General features: G+C 54.6%; 4 protein-coding genes. All 4 read left to right on the top strand.

What is annotated here, in order from left to right; all coding sequences use genetic code 11:
- Positions 1–1440 (top strand): hypothetical protein (locus VEV40_RS12190; RefSeq protein WP_324832645.1); only part of this gene is annotated, 1440 nt, incomplete at its 5' end.
- A gap of 70 nt (positions 1441–1510) precedes the next feature.
- Positions 1511–3199, top strand: coding sequence for a 30S ribosomal protein S1 (locus VEV40_RS12185; protein WP_324832644.1), 1689 nt, complete (start codon positions 1511–1513; stop codon positions 3197–3199).
- 541 nt (positions 3200–3740) lie between these two features.
- Complete coding sequence (locus tag VEV40_RS12180) at positions 3741–4820, top strand: efflux RND transporter periplasmic adaptor subunit (RefSeq protein ID WP_324832643.1); 1080 nt, start codon at positions 3741–3743, stop codon at positions 4818–4820.
- A 2-nt stretch (positions 4821–4822) separates the two neighbouring features.
- Positions 4823–8011 carry an efflux RND transporter permease subunit gene (locus tag VEV40_RS12175; protein ID WP_324832642.1) on the top strand — a complete coding sequence of 1063 codons (3189 nt, stop codon included), beginning with the start codon at positions 4823–4825 and terminating at the stop codon, positions 8009–8011.

The raw sequence follows: 8011 nt of genomic DNA, 5'->3' as shown, positions 1-8011 counted from the left end.
GTCCAATTTCCACAGCGAAAAGCAAAACTTATCGTCGATACAGGAGCGTCGGGCCTGTACATCAGCCGCGCACTGGCCGACGAGAACAGTTTCCAGCATGCGGTGGGCGACCCGCCTGACACCGTCCGCGTGGACAGCATTCATGTCGGGCAATTGGAGTTCCGCAATTGCATGGTGGGCGTGAGCGATGCACCATTTCCTGACAAAGGTGACGGTTTCATCAGCACCGATATTTTTGCTCCATATCTAATCACGCTCGCCTACCCGTTAGGCAAGCTGGAGCTCTCCCCATTGCCGTCATTGCCCGGCGCGCATGAAGATGCTTTGCCGATGGACCGATATATAGCGCCTGCGATGCAGGGTTACGCGCCTGTGTACCATCGGAACCAGTATTTGTTGGTTCCAGTCATGCTCAACAAGCGGGAACAGCGCCTGTTTGTGCTGGATTCCGGTATGCGGATGAGCACGATGACGCCGCAGGTGGCGCATCTGATTTCATCAACCAAGGTCAACTTCACGAATCCGATGCAGACGGTATCCGGCGGGACTGTGCAGCTTTACCGCGACAGCTTCGATTTTCAGTTTGCCAACCTGTCCCTGGACAATCAGGGGCATATTCTCGATTTCGACCCATCCGCAATCGATGACAATGCAGGCCTTCAGGTGGCTGGTATGATTGGATTCGATATGCTCCACACGCTTACGATTCATTTGGACTACCGCGATGGCCTGGTCAAATTTGATCAAACGGGATCGAACGGTCTGATACCTCGGATACCTTCGATTGCGGCTGTCAGTGCGCCCGCTGGTAATGTGGAGCAACAAGCAGATTGCAACCGCTATTTGAACCAAACTGGCGATCTGCCAAAGAATGTGACGATCGAAGCACAAATAGCAGGCTGGCTGGACTCGGCGCACGCAAAGCCAGGGCAGCAAGTGATGCTGAAAGTTGTTCATGAGTGGATCAGCGAGGATTGCAGGTTGCCCGCAGGCGCAATGCTCTATGGAAAAGTGCTGGAATCTTCAGCAGGCAAAACTGGCGGAGAACTGGCCGTCGCTTTCAATCAGGGAAACTGTTTCAACCAGAGCAAAAAAGACCTGTCGCTGCGAGTCATCGGAGTCGTCGGACCGTCGGGGGAACGTAAGGCGTTACATGATTCAATGCCGGCAGAGCTTCAGGATTCCGTGCACACGCGTACCGGCGGAGCAAGGAGCATTTCTGAGACCGCCGCCAGCATGGGATTAGAGGAGGATGAAAATCTGAACCATGGCGGACCGCCAAATACCATCCACCCCGGAATCGTCGTCGGCCTGAAGGGAATCAAGATGATTCCGGAAGCAGGACCGCAGTGCAGCGCGCTGATGACCAGCACTGCGCACAGTGTTCGTCTGGACACAGGCAGCGAATTTATCCTCACAATGGAGAAAAGCACTCCCTAAATCATCCGGGAATGGGCACGAATCAGGCGCATCAATGTTGTCTATGTTGTAATGAAGCTGTATAGCAGCCATGCCCAATCCAAATCTCCCGGAACCACAGTCCGCCCCTGATACCCCTGTCGAAAACAGCGAGTCGTTTGGCGAACTTCTTTCTCAGTTCGAGCAGAGCCATGCGCGCAAAAAAGAAGACGGCGCCGCGCAGCGCGAAGGCACGGTCATCAGCATCTCGCCGGAGTTCGTTTTTCTCGATATCGGATTGAAGATCGAAGGCGTGCTGCCTGTATCGCTGTTCCGCGAGAACGAACTGCCGAAGTCCGGAGACCGTCTTCCCATTTCCATTAAGGGACGCAATGAAGACGGCTATTACGATCTCTCCCTCTTCAAAATCGTGCAGCCCAAAGACTGGTCATCGCTCGAACGCGCCTTTGAAGAAAAGACGGCGATCACCGGAACCGTAACTGGCGCAATCAAAGGCGGCCTGTCCGTTGATGTCGGTGTGCGAGCGTTCATGCCGGCGTCACGCAGCGGTGTTCGCGATGCTGCGGAGATGGAAAAGCTCGTCGGGCAGGAGATCGTCTGCCGCATCATCAAGCTGGACGTTGCCGATGAAGACATAGTAGTCGACCGTCGCGCCGTGATCGAAGAGCAGGAGCAAGAACAGCGCGAGCAGCGTTACGCGCAGGTGCGGGAAGGAGATGTGGTGCAGGGTACGGTGTGCACTCTGGCTGACTACGGCGCTTTCATCGATCTTGGCGGCGTTGACGGCTTGCTGCACATAAGCGACATGTCATGGGCCCACGTCGCGAAGCCTGCGGATGTACTGTCCGAAGGCCAGCAAGTCGAAGTAAAAGTCCTCAAAATTGACCCCGATAAGAAGCGCATTTCACTCGGCTTGAAGCAACTTCAAAAGCATCCCTGGGACGACGCCGCGGAAAAATTCAAAACTGGAGACCGCGTTCGCGGCACAGTGACGCGCCTCGCCGATTTTGGCGCTTTTGTCGAATTGGAAGCAGGAATAGAGGGTCTGATCCATCTTTCCGAAATGTCCTGGGCAAAGAAAGTGCATAAGCCCAGCGACATCCTCAAGCCAGGCGATATCGTCGGAACGGTGATTCTCGGCGTAAACGCGGGCGAGCGCCGCATCTCACTGGGGCTGAAGCAGGCGCTGGGCGATCCCTGGGCCGATGCTGCGCGATGCTTTCCGGCAGGTTCGCAAATCGAAGGTCGGGTGACGAGCTTCACCAAATTTGGAGCATTTGTTCAACTGGCGGAAGGCGTGGAGGGCATGGTGCACGTCAGCGAAATCAGCGCAGACAAGCACATTCACCATCCCCAGGATGAGCTCCGCAAAGGCGAGATGGTAAAGGCGCTGGTGCTGGCTGTGGATGTGGAAAATCGCCAAATCCGTCTCAGCATGAAGCAACTTGTTCCTACGAGCCTCGATGAATACTTGGCCGAGCACAAAATCGGCGACGTGGTTTCGGGACGAGCCGTAAACTCCACCGAACCAATCCGCGTGGAGTTGGGCCAAGGCATTTACGGCTACTGCCAAGTAGCGAACATGACTCGGGCCGGTGAATCAAAATCCGAAGTCAAAGCAGATCTCGCGTCATTGAGCTCAATGTTGCAGGCGCGCTGGAAGAGCGGTGCTGCTTCAAGCGCTTCCAAGCCTGAAACTCTGCAAGCAGGGCAGATTCGCAGCTTTCGCATCACGCTGCTTGACGTCGGTGCAAAGCACATTGAACTGGAATTAGCCTGAGCGATTTTGAGGAGCGGACGTGCTTCTTGCCGACCCGTTTCTTCCAAGATGTGGGCGGCTCTGACTATTAACTTGGGTCCTGACGGTTCGAGTCAGTACTTCACGGGCCAATCTTCTTCAAATTCTAACTACGGGTGCACCTCAGTGACCTCACCTAAAAGGATGCAACGAACGATTCAACATCGTCGAGACCTGTCACTTCTGCCAGTTTGCTAACTCGGTTTATAGGCTTACCTTAACTCCGTCAGTAACTATTTGATTCTCATATTTCTGAGTTTGTCGGACTTGCTGTTGTATGAAGTCCTCCAGCAGCCGGGCTGGCTTAGGAATTTCTCTCGCGGGGAGCGTGTCTATGCACCTAAAGGAACAGCCTCACCGGTATCGGCCACGTATTGCAAATTCAAAACAATCTGAACAGGCAACATGGTTAGCGAAAAGCCCGCTCTGGAGCTTGGTCAATCTCGGGATATTTCTGTTTATCGCGCTCACCGGGTGTGGAAAAGAACAGGCGCCCCCCAAGCCAGGTCCTCCTGATGTTGAGGTGGCAAGCGTCATCCAGCAGAATGTGCCCGTTTTCGGTGAATGGGTAGCTCAACTGAACGGACCGGTGAATGCCGAGATCACTCCAAAAGTGCAGGGTTACCTGCTTCAGCAGAATTATCAGAATGGCTTCTTCGTCAAGAAAGGCCAACTCCTCTTTACGCTCGACCCACGCCAGTATGAGGCTGCCGTGGATCAGGCAAAGGCGGAGGTTGGTACCGCGGAAGCCAATCTTGCCAAGGCCGACAACGATGTTCAGCGGGATACTCCGCTGGCTGCCCAGAAGGCGATCGCACAGAGAGATCTCGATACTGATCTGACGACGCAGGAGGCGATGAGGTCGCAGCTGCAAGCTGCGAAGGCTAGCCTGGCAAACGCCGAGCTGAATCTCACCTGGACGAAAGTCTATTCGCCCATCGATGGCATCGCGGGGGTATCCAATTCGCAGATCGGTGATCTGGTAGGAACCACCACGAAAATGGTGACCGTTTCACAGGTGAATCCAATCTGGGCCTACTTTAATCCTAGCGAGAGTCTCTTTCTTAAGTTCGCGCCGCAGGTAACAGCATTCATTTCGGGCAAGCTTCCCAGGGGCACCCATCCGCAGATGCCGGTTGAATTGATCCAGGCGAATGATGTCCCATATACGTCGAGTGGCAAGATTATTTATGTGAATCGGCAGGTAGGGACCGGAACAGGCACCATCCAGATGGCTGCCGAGTTTCCTAATCCACAAGCTGTTCTGCGGCCGGGCGGATATGGCCGTATACGGATCAAGGTAAGTGACAACGAGAACGCATTGCTGGTGCCACAGCCGGCCGTCATTGAGGTGCAATCGGAGTACATGATCATTGTGCTCACTCCTGAAAACAAGGCGGTGTTTCGGCCTGTGAAGGTGGGAGATCGAGTTGGACCGAACTGGGTCATCACCGAGGGGTTGAAGCCTGATGACAAGGTCGTTGTTGAAGGCATTGAGAGGCTACAGATGGCCGCAGCGGCAATGCCTGAGTTGGCAAAAGAGGGGATTCCCGTTAATCCGAAGCCATACGTGCCAGCCGCAGCTGTTGGCGGGGGCGACTGATTATGGCGAAATTCTTCATCAATCGTCCCATCGTTGCGATGGTCATCGCCATTCTGATGGTGCTGGTTGGGGTCATCGCAATCCTGAACCTGCCAACAGCTCAGTTTCCAGATATTGCTGATCCGATGATTCAGGTGAAGGCTACATATCCCGGCGCGGACGCACAGACAATTGCTGAATCAGTTGCCACTCCCATTGAGCAGCAGATGTCGGGTGTGAGCGGCATGAACTACATGTACTCATTGAGTGCCAGTTCCGGCGGCGGGATGAGTCTGTATGTAGATTTCCAGCTGGGGACCAACATCAACACAGACCAGATCCTCGCGCAAATGCGGACTGGGCAAGCCAACGCGCAACTGCCCTCCGAAGTGACCCAGCAAGGCGTGATCGTGCAGCCCGGCACGACTGCGCCTTTTATGCTTCTCGACCTGTACTCGACCAACGGCGCATATGACAACATCTTCCTGGCCAATTACGCGACCATTAATCTGCAGTATGCGCTGACTCGTATTGCCGGAGTTGGTCAGGTCCAGATATTCGGTGCGGGACCGTATGCCATGCGCATATGGGTGAATCCAGACCGGCTGACAAGCCTGGGCGTGACGGTATCCGATATTACGAATGCAGTAAAAGCCCAAAACAAGGTCAATCCCGCAGGCCAAATCGGAGGGGAGCCTGTCCCTTCAGGCCAGCAATTCACTTACAACGTGCGAGCTCCCGGCCGCTTACCCACGCCCGAGGAGTTTGGTGAAATTGTGGTTCGTGCTCAGCCCGATGGCTCGATCCTGCGCCTTAAGGACGTGGCACGTATTGAACTCGGATCGCAATATTATTCGTACCTTGCGCGGTTGGGTGCGGCGGGAGAAGGTAAGCCTTCCCAGTCCGCGGCTCTCGTCGCGCTCTACCTCACTCCTGGCAGTAATGCATTAACAACCCGGGCCAACGTCCTCAAAATGATGGAGGAAGCGAAAGGGCGCTTCCCACAGGGCCTGGATTACATCGTGGCGCTCGATACGACACTTGCGGTCAGTGCCGGTATTAAGGAAATCTACCATACTCTTTTTGAAGCCCTGATCCTGGTCATCATCGTTGTGTACATCTTCCTGCAGGGCTGGAGGGCTACGCTGATTCCGCTGCTTGCGGTGCCCGTTTCTCTCATAGGAACCTTCGTCGTCTTTCCAATGCTCGGGTTTTCCATTAACACTCTTTCGCTCTTTGGCCTTGTGCTTGCCATAGGCCTGGTTGTCGATGATGCGATCGTCGTGGTGGAGGCAGTGGAACACCATATCGAGCACGGATTGACGCCGCACGATGCCTCAATTAAAGCGATGGAGGAGGTCTCGGGACCAGTCATTGCAATTGGGCTTATCCTGTCCGCTGTATTTATTCCTACGGCCTTCGTGCCAGGCATAACAGGGCAGCTCTATAAACAGTTCGCAGTTACCATCGCGATTTCTGTGCTCTTCTCCGCATTTAATGCCCTCACTCTCAGCCCAGCACTTTCCGCTTTGCTGCTGCGGCCCAGGAAACCTGCGCGAGGGCCGCTCGGCGCCTTCTTCCGCTGGTTCAACCGCGTCTTCGGACGCGCTACCGACGGTTACGTGAATGTATGCAAGCATCTTATCCATAAGGCCTTATTGGCGTTTCTTTTGCTTGGTGCGCTCACGTTTGCCGCAGGCTATTTTGGCAAGAGTATTCCGAAGAGCTTTCTCCCCGATGAAGATCAGGGATATTTGTACGCTGGCTTGCAACTGCCCAATGCGGCGTCTCTCCAACGTTCGTCGGATGCTGCTCGAGAAGTCGAAAAGATCATTATGGATACGCCCGGGGTGCAGTACGTTAGTACCGTCGTCGGATACAGTCTGTTGAGCGGCGTCAACGCCACATACAGCTCATTCTTCTTCATCTCGCTGAAACCCTGGGAAGAACGAAAGACTCCGGAGACCAGCTACGAAGGAATCAAAGCGCACCTCCAACAGGCGCTCGCAAGGGATCCATCGGGGCTTGCATTTTCTTTCCCGCCGCCAGCCATCCCGGGCGTAGGCACCTCTGGAGGCGCTACTTTCCTTCTTGAAGACAGGTCTGGCGGTAGCGTTGATTTTCTGGCAAAGAATGCGCGGCTATTTTGGGAAGAGGCCCGCAAGCGTCCTGAATTGGCGGGAGTCATGACGACGGCCCTGCTGAACGTGCCCCAGGTTGGAGTCAGGGTAGATAACGCCAAGGCGATGACCCAGCAGATCCAACTGAGCGACCTGTACCAGGCTGTGCAGACGTTCATGGGTGGTTCACTGATCAACTTCTTCAACCGATTTGGCCTGCAGTGGCAGGTGTACGTGCAGGCAGACGGCAACTTTCGAACTGATGCGGCAAATCTCGGAAAGTTCTATGTCAGAAACGCATCAGGCGACATGGTTCCACTGAGTACGCTTACTACCACGTATCCGCGCAACGGCCCCGAGTTCATGATGCGCTATAACCTGTTTAACTGCGTGCAGATCAATGCCTCGGCAGCGCCCGGCTATAGTTCCGGTCAGGTTATGGCGGCACTGGAGGATGTATTTCATAAGACGATGCCCAGTCAGATGGGGTTCGACTACATGGGAATGTCCTACCAGGAGCAAAAGGCCGCACAGGGTGTCTCACCCGGCGTTATTTTTGGTTTGGCCTTCTTCGTCGTCTTCCTCATCATGGCCGCGCAATATGAGAGCTGGACGCTGCCTTTCAGCGTGCTGCTTGGCGTTCCTATCGCCGTTTTTGGCGCCTTTTTCGCACTCTACTTCCGCCACCTTGAAAACAATGTGTATGCCCAGATTGGGTTGGTGATGCTGATCGGACTGTCAGCCAAGAATGCGATTCTTATCGTTGAATTTGCCAAGCTCGAGTATGAAAGTGGCAAGTCGCTAATCGACGCGGCCCTTTCTGGCGCCCGACTGAGGCTGCGACCCATCCTGATGACCGCTTTTGCCTTCATTCTGGGTTGCGTGCCCTTATATTTGGCAACTGGCGCAGGCGCAATTTCGCGCCAGGTTCTTGGAACGGCGGTCATTGGCGGCATGCTCGCAGCTACAGTCATCGCGATTTTCTTCATACCTGTGTCCTTTGATGTCGTTGAGCGGCTGGGACAGCTGGGAAAAAAGAAAGAATCTCCGCCAACTTCAGTGCCAGTCGTTTCACACACGGAGGGAGACTAG

The sequence above is a fragment of the Alloacidobacterium sp. genome (assembly GCF_035631355.1).
Lineage (GTDB): Bacteria > Acidobacteriota > Terriglobia > Terriglobales > Acidobacteriaceae > Alloacidobacterium.
This window is presented reverse-complemented; position numbering and strand designations above follow the sequence as displayed.

What these genes read in the sequence shown, in the direction of transcription:
- VEV40_RS12175 (WP_324832642.1), top strand. Translation starts at nt 4,823, where the DNA reads ATGGCGAAATTCTTCATCAATCGTCCCATCGTTGCGATGGTCATCGCC.
- VEV40_RS12185 (WP_324832644.1), top strand. Translation starts at nt 1,511, where the DNA reads ATGCCCAATCCAAATCTCCCGGAACCACAGTCCGCCCCTGATACCCCT.